Annotated in this window: 17 protein-coding genes; 4 read left to right on the top strand and 13 right to left on the bottom strand. The window is 67.3% G+C overall.

Annotation, left to right across the window (positions count from 1 at the left end):
- Positions 1 to 31: 31 nt before the first annotated feature.
- Positions 32 to 1,993, top strand: coding sequence for a deoxyguanosinetriphosphate triphosphohydrolase family protein (locus ACOGXD_RS09850; RefSeq protein WP_419914642.1), 1,962 nt, complete (start codon positions 32 to 34; stop codon positions 1,991 to 1,993).
- A gap of 38 nt (positions 1,994 to 2,031) precedes the next feature.
- Here the strand turns inward: ACOGXD_RS09850 and ACOGXD_RS09845 are convergent, their stop codons facing one another.
- From ACOGXD_RS09845 to ACOGXD_RS09835, 3 genes are read right to left on the bottom strand one after another with little or no spacing between them, the layout of a single operon-like run.
- Complete coding sequence (locus ACOGXD_RS09845; RefSeq protein WP_419917388.1) at positions 2,032 to 2,295, bottom strand: DUF1272 domain-containing protein; 264 nt, start codon at positions 2,293 to 2,295, stop codon at positions 2,032 to 2,034.
- Between the two features lie 37 nt (positions 2,296 to 2,332).
- Entirely contained in the window at positions 2,333 to 3,274 is a 942-nt protein-coding gene (locus ACOGXD_RS09840) for a hydroxyacid dehydrogenase (RefSeq protein WP_419914640.1), read from the bottom strand.
- Position 3,275: 1 nt separating this feature from the next.
- Positions 3,276 to 4,469, bottom strand: coding sequence for a pyridoxal phosphate-dependent aminotransferase (locus ACOGXD_RS09835; protein WP_419914638.1), 1,194 nt, complete (start codon positions 4,467 to 4,469; stop codon positions 3,276 to 3,278).
- 137 nt (positions 4,470 to 4,606) lie between these two features.
- Between ACOGXD_RS09835 and serC the strand changes: the two genes are divergently transcribed.
- Positions 4,607 to 5,755 carry a phosphoserine transaminase gene (gene serC / locus ACOGXD_RS09830; protein ID WP_419914636.1) on the top strand — a complete coding sequence of 383 codons (1,149 nt, stop codon included), beginning with the start codon at positions 4,607 to 4,609 and terminating at the stop codon, positions 5,753 to 5,755.
- A 28-nt stretch (positions 5,756 to 5,783) separates the two neighbouring features.
- Here serC and ACOGXD_RS09825 read toward each other — a convergent pair whose 3' ends face one another.
- The 6 genes from ACOGXD_RS09825 to ACOGXD_RS09800 form a co-directional block, all read right to left on the bottom strand.
- Entirely contained in the window at positions 5,784 to 6,329 is a 546-nt protein-coding gene (locus tag ACOGXD_RS09825) for an RDD family protein (protein ID WP_419914634.1), read from the bottom strand.
- 44 nt (positions 6,330 to 6,373) lie between these two features.
- A complete protein-coding gene (locus ACOGXD_RS09820; protein WP_419914632.1) occupies positions 6,374 to 6,868 on the bottom strand; it encodes an RDD family protein in 495 nt (164 codons plus the stop codon).
- 66 nt (positions 6,869 to 6,934) lie between these two features.
- A complete protein-coding gene (locus ACOGXD_RS09815; RefSeq protein ID WP_419914630.1) occupies positions 6,935 to 7,558 on the bottom strand; it encodes a YqgE/AlgH family protein in 624 nt (207 codons plus the stop codon).
- Positions 7,559 to 7,637: 79 nt separating this feature from the next.
- A complete protein-coding gene (ilvC, locus tag ACOGXD_RS09810) occupies positions 7,638 to 8,675 on the bottom strand; it encodes a ketol-acid reductoisomerase (protein ID WP_419914628.1) in 1,038 nt (345 codons plus the stop codon).
- A 46-nt stretch (positions 8,676 to 8,721) separates the two neighbouring features.
- Positions 8,722 to 9,291, bottom strand: coding sequence for an acetolactate synthase small subunit (ilvN, locus tag ACOGXD_RS09805; protein WP_323672151.1), 570 nt, complete (start codon positions 9,289 to 9,291; stop codon positions 8,722 to 8,724).
- A gap of 25 nt (positions 9,292 to 9,316) precedes the next feature.
- Entirely contained in the window at positions 9,317 to 11,071 is a 1,755-nt protein-coding gene (locus ACOGXD_RS09800) for an acetolactate synthase large subunit (RefSeq protein WP_419914626.1), read from the bottom strand.
- 221 nt (positions 11,072 to 11,292) lie between these two features.
- On the opposite strand from ACOGXD_RS09800, the gene ACOGXD_RS09795 reads away from it, so the two are divergent.
- Together ACOGXD_RS09795 and ACOGXD_RS09790 are read left to right on the top strand one after the other, a co-directional pair.
- The gene (locus tag ACOGXD_RS09795; RefSeq protein ID WP_419914624.1) at positions 11,293 to 12,645 is read left to right on the top strand and encodes a PQQ-dependent sugar dehydrogenase; all 1,353 of its coding nucleotides are present in this window, start codon (positions 11,293 to 11,295) and stop codon (positions 12,643 to 12,645) included.
- Positions 12,646 to 12,679: 34 nt separating this feature from the next.
- Positions 12,680 to 13,990: an MATE family efflux transporter gene (locus ACOGXD_RS09790; RefSeq protein WP_419914622.1), complete on the top strand. Its 1,311-nt coding sequence runs from the start codon at positions 12,680 to 12,682 to the stop codon at positions 13,988 to 13,990.
- Positions 13,991 to 14,013: 23 nt separating this feature from the next.
- Here ACOGXD_RS09790 and gatB read toward each other — a convergent pair whose 3' ends face one another.
- From gatB to ACOGXD_RS09770, 4 genes are read right to left on the bottom strand one after another with little or no spacing between them, the layout of a single operon-like run.
- Complete coding sequence (gatB, locus tag ACOGXD_RS09785) at positions 14,014 to 15,435, bottom strand: Asp-tRNA(Asn)/Glu-tRNA(Gln) amidotransferase subunit GatB (protein ID WP_419914620.1); 1,422 nt, start codon at positions 15,433 to 15,435, stop codon at positions 14,014 to 14,016.
- Positions 15,435 to 16,970: an amidase family protein gene (locus ACOGXD_RS09780; RefSeq protein ID WP_419914618.1), complete on the bottom strand. Its 1,536-nt coding sequence runs from the start codon at positions 16,968 to 16,970 to the stop codon at positions 15,435 to 15,437. The genes gatB and ACOGXD_RS09780 overlap by 1 nt, the downstream gene beginning before the upstream one ends.
- A 30-nt stretch (positions 16,971 to 17,000) precedes the next feature.
- Positions 17,001 to 17,309 carry an Asp-tRNA(Asn)/Glu-tRNA(Gln) amidotransferase subunit GatC gene (gene gatC, locus ACOGXD_RS09775; protein WP_419914616.1) on the bottom strand — a complete coding sequence of 103 codons (309 nt, stop codon included), beginning with the start codon at positions 17,307 to 17,309 and terminating at the stop codon, positions 17,001 to 17,003.
- A gap of 27 nt (positions 17,310 to 17,336) precedes the next feature.
- Positions 17,337 to 18,206 carry a hypothetical protein gene (locus ACOGXD_RS09770; RefSeq protein ID WP_419914614.1) on the bottom strand — a complete coding sequence of 290 codons (870 nt, stop codon included), beginning with the start codon at positions 18,204 to 18,206 and terminating at the stop codon, positions 17,337 to 17,339.
- Positions 18,207 to 18,236 lie beyond the last annotated feature (30 nt).

The following is an 18,236-nucleotide window of genomic DNA, read 5'->3' as shown; positions in this document are numbered from 1 at the left end:
ATGTGATCGTCGGTCTGTGAAGGGTGTTGGTATGTCGGTCGACCACTATCCGCGAGAGTCGTATGCGCGCCGCTCAGAGGAACAGCATGTGCAGCAGCCGGGCACGGACCCCGACCCCGGCGGCGGACGCAACGAATTTGCTCGTGACCGAGATCGGATCCTCTATTCCAGCGCTTTCCGGAGCCTGGCTGGCAAGAGCCAAGTGGTCCCGAGCACCGAGACGGGCCAGTTCCACACCAGGCTCACACACAGCCTGAAGGTGGCCCAACTCGGTCGCCGCATCGCCGAGCGACTTCGTCGGCAGTACATGGATCAGGCCCAACCAGATCACGAAGGCGAGTCAGATTCGGCGACGGCGACAACAGCCCATCTGATAGTGCCGCCAGACCCGGACCTCGTTGAATTCGCCTGCCTCGCACATGACATCGGGCATCCGCCTTTCGGGCACGCAGGCGAGCAAGAACTGAACGCGGTCGCCGACGAGCTCATCGAACAGGCCATCCATGATCACTACGACTCACCCTCACAACCCGAGACGCCGACTGGCGACCGTGACCTGACAGCGCCGGAACCGGCAAGCGCCGATACACCGATCGAGCTCAAGGAACGTATCGAACGCGCCAAGCTGCTATTCGGCGGCTTCGAGGGCAACGCGCAGTCTTTCCGGATTGTGACCCGGCTGGCAAACAAGGCATACCCAGCCGACACCACTGCTGATGGACCCAATACTGATTTCTTCGGACTCGACCTCACGTATGCAGCGATGGACGCACTGACCAAATATCCATGGACCAGAGCGCAGGGCGAGTCGTCGAGCGTCCCGCATGCCGACGAGGGCAAATGGGGCGGGTACGGCGACCGTTCAGATGCTTCCAGCGATTACTCGGTGCTCTGCCGGGCGCGTGCCAAGACGGGATTCCAGCAACCCTCCGCCGATGGCGACGACGCGAGTCGCCCAAGAAAGAGCTTCGAGTGCCAAGTGATGGACTGGTGCGATGACGTGACCTACGCCGTGCACGATGTCGAGGACTTCTACATGGCCGGAATGCTCCCGATGGCCGCGATCTTTGACAACACGCCTTTCCTTGAACGGCTGAGGGAGCGTGATCCGGGACCTGATCACGAAGCACCGCTACGGACGCCGAACGAGCCCACTGATGATGGAACAAGCGACGAGGACCACGACCGTCGACGTGCGTGGTACCCCGAGACCGGAGAATGGCAGCGCTTTCGGCAAAAGCTGCTCGACGACTGGTGCAAGAAACACGAGGACGGGTATTCCGACGACGACCTCGACGCCGAGAAAGAGCGGCTGAACCGTGTCCGCCTGCACCTCTGTCACGAGATCTACGGCGTGACAGGCTGGTTCGCAGACTTGGACACGGTGCAAGCCAGGCGCTTCTCACAGCGACGAGTCAGCGCGCTCATTGACTACCTGGCTGGAGACAACCTGACCTACTCGGGCACACCGATGCTGCATCAAGGCTGCCTGAAGCTGAGCCGTGGCGGCCAAGACACCGCGGCAGAGCCCGAGGGGCAAGAGGGGACAGCGGCGCAGGCTCGTCGCGAGGTCTGCGATCTGCTGAAGAAACTTGTCCGAAAGTACGTCATCGAGTCTCCGGGCCTGCGCATGCAGCAAGAGGGGCAGCGCAAGATTCTGCGCGATCTCGTTGAGTTGCTGGCAGCGAAGCCCAAGCTCCTTCCTGCTCGGTACCTCGATGTCGTGCAAGCCGAGGCAGCGGCGGCGAAGGCACTCAGTATCGAAGAGCCCGCCGAGACCGCGCCCGAGAAACCACGGTCGACATCGACGCCATCGGAGGATCTAGGCCAACCGGCACCTCTGGCTATCAGGTTTTCGGAACCCTGCCTTGAGTCGATGTTCAAGATTCGAGCGGCTGTCGATTACGTGGCGTCGCTCACCGAAGTACAGGCGCTGGCGCTGCACAAGCGTCTGTTGGGCATAGAGACGTCTGGTTTTCGAGAGCTGACGTGACAGCAGTCGCGGCCGGTTAGCCGAACCGGCGCGGAGGCTCAGCTGGCAGATGTCACCGAGTCATGAGCGGGGCAGCCGGTTGGGTCCAAGGTGCGCTCTGCGGTCGGGGGATTCGCGGCGAGAGCACGGGCGGGGCGGATCGGACGGGGCACGAGGTTGCCGCCGCAGTTCTTGCAGGTCCAGTTCAGGTCTTCTGCGCAGCTTGCACAGAATGTGCACTCGAACGTGCAGATCGTTGCCTCAGGCGACTCGGGCGGCAGATCGCGGTCACAGCACTCGCAGCCGGGGCGAAGGTCGAGAATTGCCATCGTGGGTGCTCCTTATCCAGAGGATTTGCTGCTAGGCGTTGACGGCGTAGGGCACGGGGTCGCCGGCTAGGGCCAGGTTGACCTGTTCGGCGATCTGGGTGCCGGCGCGGTCTTGGGCCTCGGTGGTGCTGGCGCCGAGGTGCGGTGTGGCCACCACATCGGGTCGGCCGAACAGCGGCGACTCGGTTGCCGGTTCGGTTGCGTAGACATCTACTGCTACGCCGCCAAGGCGCCCGGCCTCCAAAGCTGCGGCAGCCGCCGCCTCGTCGAGAATGCCTCCACGGGCGGTGTTGACGATCAACGCATGCGGGCGGCACTTTGCCAGGTTCTCGGCTCCCAGCAGCCCCGCCGTCTCGGGCGTGCGGGGCATGTGCAGCGTGATGATGTCCGATCGCTCCAGCAGTTCGTCGAACTCGACCATCTCGACATCGGCGGCTCGGCCGGATTCCGCGCTCACATAGGGGTCGTAGGAGATGAGCGCTACGTCGAACGGTGCGATCCGCTGTGCGACCAAGCGGCCGACTCGGCCGAGGCCCACGATCCCGATCGTCTTGCGGTAGATCTCCATGCCGCCCCAGCGGCTGCGCTCCCAGCGGCCGTCCGCGAGTGCTTGGTGTGCTTGAGGCACATGGCGAGCCAGCGCCAGCATGAGCGCCACGGTCATCTCTGCCGCAGACACCACGTTGCTGGACGGCGCGTTACACACGAGCACGCCGCGCTCGGTTGCAGCGGCCACATCGACGTTGTCGAGCCCTACGCCGGCACGCCCCACGACGACGAGCGAATCGCCGGCTGCCAAGAGATCAGCATCGACCCGAGTCGCCGAACGGATGACCAGCGCCTGTGCCCCGGCGATGGCGTCACGCAACTCGTCGGAGCTGAGCCCCGTACGGATGTCGACGTCGTGGCCGGCAGCGCGCAGCAGGTCGAGACCGGCAGCGGCCAACGTCTCGGCGACCAAGACTCGTGCCATGTCACCCGACCAGGTCTGCGATGCGGCTGATGCCTTCGGCCAGGTCGTCGAGCCCGAGAGCGAACGAGAAGCGCGCGTAGCCGGGGGCGCCGAAGGCCTCGCCGGGCACGAAGGCGACCTTGGCGTGCTCGAGCACGGCCGCCGCCAACTCGAGCGTGGTCGTGACTTCCGTGCCGCCGTAGCGGCGTCCCAGCAGCCCCTCCATGTTGGGGAATGCGTAGAAGGCGCCTTCGGGCTCGGGGCAGTCCACGCCCTCGATGGCGCTGAGCATCTCGGTGATGCGCTGACGCCGCACGTCGAACGCTGATCGCATCATCGCCACCGCCTCGAGATCTCCCGAGACCGCTGCGAGTGCCGCCGCCTGAGCCACGTTGCAGACGTTGGACGTGGCATGGCTCTGCAGGTTGGTGGCCGCAGCGATTACGTCGGACGGCCCGGCCATCCAGCCGACCCGCCAGCCCGTCATGGCGTAGGTCTTGGCCACGCCGTTCAGCACCACGCAGCGGTCGGCGATCTCGGGCACCAGTACGGGAAGCGAGTGGTGCTCGGCGTCGCCGTAGGTCAGGTGCTCGTAGATCTCGTCGGTGATCACCCACAATCCGTGCTCGACGGCCCACTGGCCGATCGCCACGATCTCGTCGTGCGGGTAGATGGCTCCGGTCGGGTTCGACGGTGAGACGAACAGCAGGGCCTTGGTGCGGTCGGTTCGCGCCGCTTCGAGCTGTTCGACACTGACCCGGAAGCCCGACTCGATGCCGGCGAACACCTCCACCGGGACGCCTCCGAAGACGCGGATCGCTTCGGGATACGTCGTCCAGTAGGGCGCAGGCAGCAGCACTTCGTCGCCGGGGTCCACCAGCGCAGCCATGGTGTTGTAGACGGCTTGCTTGCCGCCATTGGTGACCAGGAACTGGCTGGCATCCCAGTCGAGACCGCTGTCTCGCTTGGTCTTGGCTGCCAGAGCGGCTTTCAGCGCGGGTTGCCCTCCGGCCGGCGAATAGCGGTGATTGGCGACATCGCGGCAAGCGGCCACCGCTGCATCCACGATGTGGGGAGGGGTCGGAAAATCGGGCTCGCCGGCGCCGAAGCCGACCACGTTCTCCCCCGCCGCCCGCAGCGCCTTGGCCTTGGCATCCACCGCCAAGGTTGCCGACGGTGCGATGCCCGCCAGCGCTGTGGAAACTCGATTGCTCATTGGGCGTCTCCCGTCTGCTCGACGCGCTGCCGCGAACGCCCGACAGTCTCGCCGCCAAGTCACGTTGCGCCACCATCGGCAACTTGTTGCGAAAATGTGGTTGTCGGCAGCACGGCCGGGCGCAATAGTGGCAGCCAATGGCTGGCACTCCCCCATCGATTTCGATTCCCGCAGAACTGCGGCCTGCCGACGGGCGTTTTGGCTCCGGCCCGTCCAAGGTTCGACCCGAGGCCGTCAAGGCGCTCGAGGCTCGTGCACTCGACTACATGGGCACGTCGCATCGTCGCACTGGAGTGCGATCAGTGGTGGGTCGGCTGCGCGCAGCCATGACCGAGCTGTTCGGACTCAGCGACGGCTGGGAGGTGGTGCTGGGCAACGGCGGCAGCACCGGCTTCTGGGACGCTGCGGCTTTCTCTCTGATCGAGCGGCGCACCCAGCACCTGACCTTCGGCGAGTTCTCGGAGAAGTTCTCGGCAGTCACTGCTGCCGCCCCGCACCTGGACGACCCGGTGGTCATCACAGCGCCGTACGGCAGCCACCCCGTGCCCGCGGCGGCGGATCCCGCCGAGGTCGACGTGTACGCGCTGACGCACAACGAAACGTCGACCGGCGTGGCGATGCCGCTGACGCAGCCGCAACTTGACCCGTGCCGGCAAGGCGTGCCGCCGGCACTGGTCATGGTCGACGCCACCTCGGCGGCCGGAGCGATGACATGGGATCCCCGCGATGTCGACTGCTACTACTTCGCTCCACAGAAGGCGTTCGCGGCCGATGGCGGGCTGTTCATCGCACTGTGCTCGCCGGCAGCCATTGAGCGGATCGAGCGGATCGATGCTTCGGATCGCTACAAGCCCGCCACGCTCGATTTGGCAATCGCCGCCCGCAATTCTCGCCAGGATCAGACCTACAACACCCCGGCGCTTGCCACGATCCTGCTGACGCTCGAGACCGCAGAGTGGATGCTCGACGGCGGCGGGCTCGGCTGGGCTGCGTCCCGCTCGGCCGCATCCAGCGGTGCCGTGTACGGCTGGGCAGCAGAACGCGACTTCGCCGCGCCGTTCGTTGCAGATGAGGCCATGCGCTCCCCTGTCGTGTGCACCATCGACTTCGAGGGCGTCAGCGCGGACGACATCGCGGCAGTACTGCGCGCCAACGACATCGTGGACACCGAGGGCTACCGCAAGCTGGGCCGCAACCAGCTGCGCATCGCTGCATTCCCTGCAATCGATCCGGCCGATGCCGAGGCGCTGACCGCATGCATCGACTACATCGTGGAGCGGCTCTAGCGCCGCATCCACCAACGGCTGGCGCGCCTCACTTCTTGATCACCAGCGTGCCCGCCGCCTTGTCATGCCAGCCCCGGTAGAACGGTTCATGACCGATGGTCAGCACGCACAGCAGGAAGAAGAGCGCACCGGGGATTTGGACATAGGGCACAGCGAGAGGCAGTATCAGCACGGCCCATCGGCCAAGTGACTTGCGCCAGCCAGGAACTCCGCCTGAAGCGACATCCACGACCTTGATCCCGAGAATTCGCTTGCCGAGCGTTTGGCCCCAAACGGCCGTAGGCACGACCTCGTAGACGACGTCCACCAGCGCCGTCAGCAGAAACGCCCCGAACGCAGCCAGGACCAGCGCTCCGAGCGTCGTGATGTTCGTGCCCTCATCGACGACAAGGGCGTCCCGACCTCGGATGAATGCCCAGATGCCCGCCGGAGCCGTGACAATCACCGCGTCGAGAGTGCGGGCGCCGAGGCGCTCGATTGGCCGGGCCAGCTGAACGGTCTGGCCCGATGCGAGCCGAGCCCAGCCGGACTGCCACTCGTCGCCTGAAACACGCAGCCGGTCGGAGTCGGTCATTCAGCTTTCTCGACCTCGTCGACCCGGCCGGATGGGCGGCCTGCTCAGGTGCGTACGACGAGGGTGCCGGCCGACTTGTCGTGCCATCCCTGGTAGACGCGGTCCCACGTGAGGCTGAGATAGCACAGCATGGAAACCAACCCACCGATGAACGGGATCAGAAAGACCAGACCCGGTATCGCCCACCTACCGAGTGCCTTGCCCCAGCCGGGCACGCCGCCGTGCGTGGCGTGAATCACCTTGATGCCGGTCATCCGCTTGCCGAGCGTCTGACCCCAGATGGCGACCTGCACGACCTCGTACACGAGCCAGATGGCCAAGAAGATCAGCATCGTGCCGAAAAACCCGCCCGTCGACAGATCCGTGTCATCAGAGTCAACCGACCCGGCCACAATGACCAGCACGATCACGAAGTTGATGATGGCGGCGATGATGATGTCGAGGATCCGACCTCCGAAGCGTGCTCCCGGCCGGGCCAACTCGACGGTCTCGCCGGATCCGAGTTCGGCCCAGCCTGTGCGCTGACCTCCGTCTGACATGGGTGGTTCGCTGAAATCGCTCAAGGGTCGCCTCCGCAGTAATCGTGGCCGGCCGGTCCGCGCATGCTAATTCTGCGCGGGGTCGTCGGGATAGTGGGCCAGCAGCCGGGCGGGCGGTGACTGGCGCGCGAGCACGTCGTACCAGAGCGTGGTGGCATCGGCAGTCAGGTCGCCGGGCATCGAATCGAACACCCACCAGCAGCCCGACTGCAGCTCGCCTCGCAACTGGCCGGGCCCCCACCCCGCGTGCCCGCCATAGATCCGGACGGCAACGACTGCGGTGTCCAGTTCGGCCGGATCGGCGGTGAGGTCGACCAGCCCGACCGTCCCGTTGACGGTGCGCCACACGCCGCCGGCCTCGGACGACTCGGCGCCCGAGCCTTGGGGCGGCAGTGATTCGCCGGCCGCGGGATCCATCGTTGCACCGAGCGCCAGCAGACCCTGCGGCTCTACCGGCCCGCCGAGCCCGACGGCCGCCTCCTCGGCAAAATGTGATGCCCAGCGCGGAACCGCGGCGACGCACGAGATATCCGACACGCGGTTGATGACCACGCCCAACGTTCCCGCTTCCTGGTGCTCGATCACGAACACGACCGTGCGATCGAAGTTGGGATCCACCAGACGCGGCGTCGCCACGAGCAGGTCACCCGCAGCGGGCACCCGCACCGGCGTTACGACAACGTCGACCACGCCCCGATTCTGCCACTGCGCTGCTGCGTCTCAGGTGCCCCGAACTGGGCGCGCCGTCAAGCGCGAGATGCTCAGAGGCTCAGGAGACAGCGCCGCCCGAGGCCGCGGTGACGTCCTGGCGGCCCGCGGTAATCCACGGCATCATCGCCCGCAGCTCCGCGCCGACCTGCTCGATGGGGTGCTGCTTGCCTTCCTCGACCATCCGGCGGTAGTTGGGCAGCCCGTTGCGGTTCTCGTCGATCCACTCCCGGGCGAAGCTGCCGTCCTGGATCTCCGCAAGGATGCGCTTCATCTCCGCTCGCGTCTCGTCGGTGATGATGCGTGCGCCGCGGGTCATGTCGCCGTACTCGGCTGTGGTCGAGATGGAGTAGCGCATGCCCGAGATGCCCGCCTCGTAGATGAAGTCGACGATCAGCTTCACCTCGTGCAGCGTCTCGAAGTAGGCCGACTCGGGCTGGTAGCCAGCCTCCACCAAGGTCTCGTAGCCAGCCCGGATCAGCTCGGTGAGGCCGCCGCAGAGCACGACCTGCTCGCCGAACAGGTCGGTCTCGGTTTCTTCGGCGAACGTGGTCGTCAGCACGCCGCCCCGTGTGCCGCCGATGCCCTTTGCATAGGCCAGCGCGTCGGCCAGCGCACGCCCGCTGGCGTCCTGGTGAATCGCCACGAGCGCCGGGACGCCGCCGCCCTCGACGTAGGTGCGCCGGACGTTGTGGCCCGGTCCCTTGGGGGCGATCATCCACACGTCCACGTCGTCAGGCGGGCTGATCTGGCCGAAGTGAATGTTGAAGCCATGCGAGAAGGCGACCGCATTGCCCGGCTGCAGGTTCGGCGCGATCGAATCCTCGTAGATGGCGGCCTGGTCGGTATCGGGCAGCGCCATCATGATGATGTCGGCCTCGGCGGCGGCGTCTGCGACAGAGGCGACCCGCAGGCCCTCGGCCTCGGCCTTGGCACGAGACGACGAGCCTTCCCGCAACCCCACCACGACATCCACGCCGCTGTCGCGCAAGTTCAGGGCGTGAGCGTGACCCTGCGATCCATAACCCATGACCGCCACAGTGCGGCCTGCCAGCTGGCTGAGTTCTGCGTCTTCTTCGTAATAGATGGTCGCGGGCATTCGTATAGTTCCTCTCCGAGTCGGCGTTGGCGGGAGTCTGCCAGCCTCAGGCGGTCATGCCGACGGCGGGCTCATCGGCATCGAGCGCCCGCAGCGCAATGCGGCCCGTGCGCTGCAGCACGTGCAGACCGAACGGACGCAGTTGGCGCTCGCACCGGTCGAGCCGGTCTGGATGTGCGCTCACGCTCACAATGGCCTCGCCATCGGCGTGATCGAGCACTTCGCCGCCGTATTCGGAGATCACATCGGTGACGGCTTCGAGATCGGCGGCGCCGACGCGGGCCAGCATCAGCTCCCGCTCGAGCGAATCGGACGGGTGCAGCTCGCTGATGTTGATGACGTTGACGAGCTTGTCGAGCTGCTTCGCGATCTGGTTGACGTCGGTGTTGTGGACGTCAACCACGATCGTGATGCGGCTGTAGGAGGGATCGGCCGTCGGGGCCACTGCCAGCGAGAAGATGTTGAAGCCACGCCGGCTGAACAGCCCTGCGATCCGCGCAAGAACGCCGAACTTGTTCTCCACGATGGCCGCGAAGATGTGCAGGTCGGGTTCCTGCGGCAGGCTCACCACCGCCGATTCCTCAGGGGACAGGTTGGTGCCCTGCGCGCCGCTCACGACGGCCTGCCCACTTGCGCGCCGCTCACGACGGCGCGCTGCCCTTCAATGCCGCGTCGGCGTCGCCCTCGGGACCGAGAATGATGTCGTCGTTGGAACCTCCGGCCGGCACCATCGGGTACACCTTCTCCTCGGTGTCGACGCGGAAGTCGATCACCACCGGACGGTCGTTGACAGCGTTCGCCTTGGTGATGGCAGGAACGACTTCCTCCGCCGATTCCACCCGGATGCCGACGCAGCCCATCGCCTCGGCCCAGCCGACGTAGTCGGGGTGGTCGGCGCTGAGATACACCTCGCTGTAGCGCTCGGCGTAGAAGAGCTCCTGCCACTGGCGCACCATGCCCAAGTAGGCGTTGTTGAGGATGCCCACCTTCACGGGGATGTTCTCTGCACTGGCGGAGATCAGCTCCTGTGCGGTCATCTGGAAACAGCCGTCACCATCAATGGCCCACACCGTTCGATCCGGTCGGCCCACCTTGGCCCCGATAGCCGCAGGCACGGCGAATCCCATGGTCCCCAGACCGCCTGAGTTCACCCAGGTGTAGGGGTGGTCGAACTGCCAGAACTGGCTGGCCCACATCTGGTGCTGGCCCACGCCCGCCACGACGATCGTGTCGTCAGGAGTGTGATCACGCAGCTGCTCCACCACGAACTGCGGCTTGAGCGGGTGGCCGCTCGACGGCTGGTCATAGCTCAGGGGGTACTGCTCCTGCCAACCGGAGACGGTCGACTTCCACACAGATCGATCCGCCATCGCATCGGTGACGGCGCTGCCGTCGCCGGGGCGCAGCGCTTCGATCAGCGCTTCGATCGCCACCTTGGCATCTCCGGCGATCGGCACATCGGGCACCCGCACCTTGCCGTGCTCGGCCGGGTCGATATCGACGTGAATGACCTTGGCAGCGGGGGCGAAGTGCGCGGGGTTGCCCGTGACCCGGTCATCGAAACGCGCGCCAAGGTTGATCAGCAGATCGGCCTGCTGCATCGCTGTCACCGCGGTGTAGTTGCCGTGCATGCCCGGCATGCCGAGGCAGAGCGGGTGACGATCGGGGAACACGCCACGCGCCATCAAGGTGGTCACCACGTGGATCTCGCACATCTCGGCGAGCTCCCGCAGTACTTCGGCCGCTCGGGCCTTCAGCAGTCCTCCGCCGGCGTAGATGACCGGACGCTCCGCCGTACGGATGAGCTGGGCGGCTTCGGCGATGGCCGCCGGGTCGATCTCATGGCGGGGCCGGTAGCCGGGCAGGTCGACGCCGTCTGGCCAGTACCAGTCCATCGTCGCGTTGCTGACGTCCTTGGGCAGGTCGATCAGCACCGGGCCCGGACGCCCCGTCGTGGCGATGTGAAATGCCTCGGCCACGATGCGCGGGATGTCGGCCGGGTCGGTCACGAGGTAGTTGTGCTTGGTGACCGCCATGGTGATGCCGGTGGTGTCGCACTCCTGGAAGGCGTCGGAGCCGATGGCCGACATCGCGACCTGGCCGGTCACGACGACCATCGGGATCGAGTCCATGAAGGCGTCGCACAGCGGTGTCACGATGTTCGTGGCTGCAGGCCCGCTCGTGACCATCGCCACGCCCGGCTTGCCCGTGACGTGCGCGTAGCCCTGCGCCATGTGGCCGGCGCCTTGTTCATGGCGCACGAGGACGTGGCGGATCGGCGAGTCGAGCACGGGGTCGTAGACCGGGAGGATTGCCCCGCCGGGCAGGCCGAACATGACTTCGACGCCGCTCATCTCCAGGCTTCGCATCAGTGCCTGAGCGCCTGTGAGCTCCATGAAGATTCTCCTGAAACAAAAAAGCCCCCCGAGCGGGAGGCAGGGCGAGCGCGGACGAAACGGCTCGCCTAGATGAGTACCCCTCCTGTCGCGCCGCGCCTCGCAGGCTCGGCCGGGCAGCCGGTTCGGCGTGCTGACGCGCTCACCGGCACATTCTGTCGTGCCGTTCCGGCGGCCACAACCTAAGAGGCGGTGCCGGTGGGCGGGCGTACATTGGCCGGGTGCGGGGTGGACGGCTGTTCAGCATTGCCACCTGCGCTGCGGCCATCACTGCCGGGGCGCTGGCAGTGGGGTGTTCTGACATCGGGATCGACGAGGGCGCCGGCCCCGCCGTCGGCAGTCCAGAGGGCGCGGGCAACGCCGCGACAAGCGAGCCTGCGACCACGCTGCCGCTGACGCAGACACCCGAGTACATCGCATCAAACACACCCTGTCCGCAGGGGCTGACCGAGTTGGGTGCGGTACCGCTGGGCGAGGCCGCGCCCGGGCGCTCAGCGACGCTGATGCCGTTTATCGACCTGGCCGAGGCGACGGTGATGATCTTCGACAGCGCGGGCGCAGCAGGCGGCGGGTTCGTGGGCGATCGCCGGGGACGCATCTGGCGATTTGCCCCCAACTTCGCAGCGCAGGCCGGCCGCGACTTCGGCGCGGTCATCAGCGCGGAGCCCGTCGCCGATTTCTCCTCGAACACGGCGGCCGAGCACGACCAAGGCCTGGTGGGCATGACGCTGGGACCCGACGGGCGGTTGTGGATCAACCGAACCGACCGCCACGGGTCAAGCGTGCTCACGGTGCTCATGCCGAGCGCGGACAGAACGACGCTGGAGGGTCGCTACGCCGATGTACTGAAGGTGAAGCAGACCAATGCACAGCACAACGGTGGCGACCTGCTGTTCGACCCGGATGGGCTGCTCTACGTGTCATTCGGCGATGGCGGCGGACTCGGCGATCCACGCCATCACGGTCAGAACCTCACCACCCCGCTGGGGGCTGTGCTGCGATTCGCAGTCGAAGGCGGCAGCAGCGCCGATCCCAGCGACTGGCGCTTGACACCAGCGCCCGGCAATCCCGATCTCGGACCCGGCAGCGACCCGCGCATCTGGGCCTACGGGGCGCGCAACCCGTTTCGCATCTCGCTCGATGAGCCGACCGGCACGTTGTGGATCTCCGACGTCGGACAGCAGTGCATGGAAGAAGTCACAGTGCTCGACCTCGGCGAGGGAGGCGCCAACTTGGGCTGGAATGCCTACGAAGGCAGCCGGCGCTTCGTCGGCGATGAACTGGCCAACCACCGACCGCCAGATCTGGAGTATCGGCACGGGCGGGGCCTGTGCGCGGTCATCGGGGGTCACGTCTACCGGGGTGGCCAACTCGAATGGCTGGCCGGCCGCTATGTCTTCGCCGACCTCTGCGGGGGTGACATCTACGCAGCGGCGGTGGAGCCCGGCACGCAGCCTGACGAGGTCTGGCACTTGGGCGTGAGCACGCCGCGACCGGTCGGGTTCGCGGTCGACGCAGCGGGCGAGTTGTACGTGATCGACATGGAAATCGGCGTGTGGCGCCTGACCGGATGACGCACGCAGCACCTACTGGGTCCGGGACGTAGCCGTGTTTCGACGCACGGTCTATGACCGTGAGATCCTGCTGCTCGCAGTGCCGGCGTTCGGGGCGCTGATCGCCGAGCCGCTGTATGTGCTCACCGACAGGGCGATCGTCGGGAGACTCGGCACGCCCGAGCTGGCCGGGCTGGCCATTGCGTCGGCCATCCTGCTCAGTGCTCACGCGATTCTGATCTTCCTCGCCTATGGCACGACCGGCCTCGTCGGGCGGCTGGTGGGGGCCGGATCGCTGAGGCGAGCAGCCGAACAGGGCATCGCCGGCATGTGGCTGTCGATCGCGCTGGGCGTGGTGTTCAGCCTGGGCATATGGGCCGGCTCGGGCTATCTCGTCGGCGTGTTCGACCCGACCCCCGAAGTCGCTGATCACGCGCTCACGTACCTGAGGATCAGCCTCATCGGCTTTACCGCGTTGCTGGCGGGCATGGCGGCCACGGGCTACCTACGGGGCACCCAGGACACGGTCACCCCTCTCGTGATCGCCGTGGCTTCAGCGGCAGGGAACTTGCTGATCGAACTGGTGCTGGTGTTCGAGCTCGACATGGGCATCGCCGGCGCGGCATGGTCAACAGTCATCGCGCAGTGGGGTGCCGCCCTGGCGTTCGCCGTCGCTGTCCATCGCCACGTTCGGGCGGTTGGCGCGCGGCTGCGGCTCGTTGCTTCTGCGGCGTGGCGTTACGCCCGAGTCGGCGCCCAGATGTTCGTGCGCACGGCATCATTGCGGGGCGCGTTCGTGCTGGCTGCAGTGTTCGCTTCCCGTATCGGCACCACCGAGGTGGCATCGCACGAGATCGGCGTGCAGATCTGGTCGTTCTTCTCGCTCGCCCTCGACGCCGTGGCGATTGCGGGCCAGGCCATGGTGGCCAAGGAACTCGGCGCCAGCCGCCCCGACGTGGCTCGCGCAGCCAGCGTCCGCATGATCGGCATGAGCATCCAGCTCAGCGCAGTGTTCGGGCTGGCACTGGTGCTGCTGCGCGGGCCGCTGGCCTCGATCTTCAGCAACGACCCTGCTGTCGTCGCGCTCAGCGGCTTCATCCTGCTGTTCGTGGCCGTCGCGCAGCCCATCAATGCCGCCGCCTTCGCCTTCGACGGCATCTTCATCGGCGCGGGCGACTTGGGCTTCCTGGCACAGGCGATGGCCGGTGCCGCGGCGGGTTTCGCGATCGTCGGCGGCGCAGTGCGCATCTTGGATCTGGGAATCGGCTGGCTGTGGGTGGCGCTCACCCTGTTCATGTTCTTTCGCGCTGCGCCGCAGTGGGTCCGCTTCAGGGGCGACGCCTGGCTGCGCACCGGTGAGAGCTGAGCGCGGCAGGCGCCCAGAGGGACTCAGGCGTCGCGGCGCTGTGCGAGCAGCTGGGTGACGGCTTGGCCGTCGGCCTGGCCGCGGGTGGCCTTCATCACCGCTCCCACGAACACACCGATCACCTTGGCCTCACCGGCGCAGAGTTTTTCCCACGCTTCGGGGTTGTCCGCGATGGCCTGATCGACCAGCGCTTCGAGTTCGTCGGCGGCCATGGCTTCGAAGCCCAGTTCCGCGGCGATCGCAGCAGGATCGGCGGTGCCGGCGGCGACTCGCTCGCACATGATCCCCAGCACCGTCTTGGCCTGCGTCGCAGTGAGCTGTCCTGACGTCTCCATCTGGACCAGCGAGGACAGATGGTCGGAGCCAAGCAGTTCGGCTCCGTCGAGCGCCAGGTTCTGCACGGCATGGGTCACGGTGCGCTTGGCATCAGCTCCCGCCTCGACCGCCCCCAGCACCACCGGTGCCAGGCCGCGGCCCACGATGACCTGGGCATCGTCGGGCTCGGCGCCGCATTCGTGCAGGCGTGCCCGCTGGGATGCGGGCAGTTCGGGCATGGCAGCGCGGACTTCGGCGATCCACTCGTCGTCGGGCACCAGCGGCACAAGGTCGGGCTCGGGGAAGTACCTGTAGTCGTCGGCCTCTTCCTTGGAGCGCAGCGAGTGCGTGCGCCCGTGTTCGGACCAGTGACGGGTTTCCTGGACGGGGGCTTCTCCTGCGGCGTACAGCTCGATGTGGCGCCGGGCCTCGTAGTCGATGGCGTTCCGTAGCGACCGCAGCGAGTTCAGGTTCTTGACCTCGCAACGGGTGCGCAGCTCGCCCGAGCCAGCGGGCCTGACGCTGATGTTCGCGTCGACACGCATTGAGCCCTCTTCCAGCCGCGCGTCGGATGCGCCGAGCGCCAGCAGGATCGCTCGCAGCTCCTCGACGTAGGCGCTGGCCTCGGCTGCCGAGCCGATGTCGGGCCGCGAGACGATCTCCAGCAGCGGTGTGCCTGCCCGGTTGTAGTCGACGAGCGCGCCGACGGCCCCGTGGATGCGGCCGTCCGCGCCTCCCAGGTGTGTCGTCTTGCCGGCGTCCTCTTCGAGGTGCGCCCGCTCGATCCCGACACGGCTGCCGCCGGGGACGTCGAGCCAGCCGTCGGAGCAGATCGGCTGGTCGTACTGGCTGACCTGGTAGTCCTTCGGCATGTCGGGGTAGAAGTAGTTCTTGCGGTGAAACACCGACGGCCGGATCTCGCAGTTGAGCGCGAGGCCCACCGCCATGGCCAGCTCGACGGCGCGGCGATTCAGCACAGGCAGCGAGCCGGGCAGGCCCAGGCACACCGGCGTGACATTGGTGTTCGGCTCGTCGCCGAAGCGGCTGGGCGCGGCCGAGAACAGCTTCGTGTCGGTCGCCAGCTCGACGTGGACTTCGAGCCCCACGACGGTCTCCCAGCCCGCGGCCATCAGCTTCGTGCACCTGTCGAGCCGGTCATGCGAGCCAGCGGCGGCTTCGGCAGCGGCGGCGCGGCGCGCTCCAGCGCGGCGGCCACCGTCAGCATCGTCTCCTCGCCCAGTGCGGGAGCCATGACCTGCACGCCCACCGGCAGATCCTCAGCGCCGGTTCCGAACGGCACCGACATGGCCGGGTCGCCCGAGAGATTCGACGGGATGGTGCAGGTGTCGCAGCGGTACATGGTCATCGGGTCAGCGCGCTCGCCGAAGCGGAACGCCACGCATGGCGAGGTCGGCGACAGCAGCACGTCGAAGTCGGCGTAGGCGGCGTCGAAGTCTCGCCGGGTCAGCATGCGCACACGCTGAGCCTTGCCGTAGTAGGCGTCGTAGTAGCCGGCGCTGAGGGCGAAAGTGCCCAGCATGATGCGTGCCTTGACCTCGTCGCCGAAACCGACCCGGCGGGTCAAGCGGTTCATCTCCTCGACATCTGCGCCCTCCACCCGCAGGCCGTAACGGGTGCCGTCGTAACGCGCCAGGTTGCTGGAGGCCTCGGCCGGTGCGATGAGGTAGTACGCAGTGAGGCCGTAGGTGACCGCAGGCACCGAGACCCTGCCGACGGTCGCCCCGGCGTCGGCCAGCGCGTCAGCCGCCTCGAGCACCCGCTCGGTCACATCCGCGTCGATGCCGTCCAGCACGTCTCCCGCTGCATCGCCCGGCGCGGGGCCAGCGGCGGCAGCACCATTGCTGCCGCGCCCGGTCAGCTCGCTCACGACACCCACTCGCAAGCCCTCGACACCCCGCCCCAGCGCGGCCTCGAAGTCGGGCACGGCAGACGGAATCGACGTGCTGTCGGCGGGATCGTGGCCGCTGATCACACCGAGTGTGAGCGCAGCATCGGCAACATCGGTTGCGAACGGACCGATCTGGTCGAATGAGCTGGCGAACGCCACGAGCCCGTAGCGGCTGACGCGGCCGTAGGTGGGCTTGATGCCTACGATGCCGCAGAGCGATGCCGGCTGGCGGATCGAGCCGCCGGTATCGGAGCCCAGCGCCAGGGGCGCGAAGCCCGCGGCCACCGCTGCAGCCGAACCCCCGCTGGAGCCGCCCGGCACCCGGGCAAGGTCGTAGGGATTGCGCGTGGGGCCGAATGCCGAGTGCTCGGTGGAGCTGCCCATCGCGAACTCGTCGAGGTTGGTCTTGCCGATCATGACGGCACCGGCGGCCGTCATGGCCTGCACGACCGTGGCGTCGTAGGGAGGCTGCCAGCCTTCGAGCATCCGCGATGAGCAAGTGGTAGCGACGCCGCGCGTACACAGGTTGTCTTTGAAGGCAACCGGAACGCCCGCCAGCGGTCCGGGGTCGCGGCCCTCGTCGACTGCTGCATCGATGGCGGCTGCAGCGGCTCGAGCCTGCTCGGCCGTCACGGTATTGAAGGCGTGGACATCGCCGTCGTGGGCTTCGATGCGGCCGAGATATTCCTCGAGCACATCGGCAGCCCGCTGGGCGCCAGAGCGGATGTCGCCGGCGATGGCACGTGCGGTGCTCATCGGACGCCTGCAGCGGGAAACATGGCCGTATCAGGCTTCCTCGCCGAGCACCGGCGGCACTTCGAACTGGCCGCCGGACGCAGCGGGTGCCTGCTCGAGCACCTCGTCCCGGTCCACCGGCGAGCACGCAACATCGTCACGGAACACGTTGCGGAGCGGGTAGGGGTGCGCCAGCGGCGGCACATCGGCGAGATCCAGATCTTCCAGCTCGCGGGCATGCTCGAGCACTCGTCCCAGGTGGCCCGTGTAGTGCTCGATTTCGTCGAGAGTGAGCTCGATCCGGGCAAGCCGCGCCACGTGCGCCACCTGATCCGTGCTGATCGCCTTCGCTTCTCCCATAGAGGCCGCGAGGGTACTGGCGCTGCTTCAGCGGGGAATTCGTCGCCGGGCGGCTTCTGCCAGCATCTCGCCGGGGCGGGTCGGGCTGAACAGCACCCGCGATACCGACAGCACTTGTGCGGTGCCGGTAGTACGCGGCACCACCTCGACCTGGCCGTTCAGCGCCACAAGCAGCACCGGTCCGAGGGCATTGCCGCTGATGTCCACCAGGTCGTCGGCTGCGAGATCGATGTCGGCGGGCGCAGCACCGAGCGACGCTATGTCGGCTCGTCGCAGCAGGAACGGCTCGCGCGTTGCCATGCGGTCGTGCAGCACGAATCCGTTGGGAACGAATACCACCCAGCGGCGCGCCAGCTGATGCAACGAGCGAAAACCCAGCACAGCCGCAGTGAGTCCGGTGGCCGTGGCAACGGCGGCCCAGATCCACTGCTCGATGGCCCACAGCACCGCCGGCGCCACGATGCCGGCAACCACGGCTGCCCACACCAGCGGGACCGGAGCGATCGCCAGCAGGAACGGCGTGCGCAGCAGCATGCGCCGCTCGTTGCCGTAGCTGAGGCCGTCGACCATGGAGTTGCCGGTCTCGGGCAGCAGCGCGACGGCGGTCGCGATGGCAGCGCCGGCGATGGCTGCCGCAGCACGCGGGGCGGCCAGGTCGGCGTCCCACGCCGCTGCGGCCACCACGGCACCGATAGCCACGCCGACAGAGGCGGGCGCGGCGATGCGCACGACGGTGAGCGCCCACGGCCGGCGCACCAGGGTCGCCGTGAGCACCAGCGCCCAGACAGCCCACAATTCGGCACTCAGGATGCGCGCCGAGGATTCCGAGCAGGCGACGAGCGCATCCGCCGCTGCGGCACCCACGCTCCACGGCATCACCAGCCACAACAGCCGCATCAACCACAGGGTCGGGTGCGCGCGCAGCGT

Origin of the sequence: Candidatus Poriferisodalis sp. (assembly GCF_965204125.1) — a bacterium.
Lineage (GTDB): Bacteria > Actinomycetota > Acidimicrobiia > Acidimicrobiales > Poriferisodalaceae > Poriferisodalis.
The sequence above is the reverse complement of the archived record's forward strand: the minus strand, read 5'-3'. Positions and strand labels throughout refer to the sequence as shown.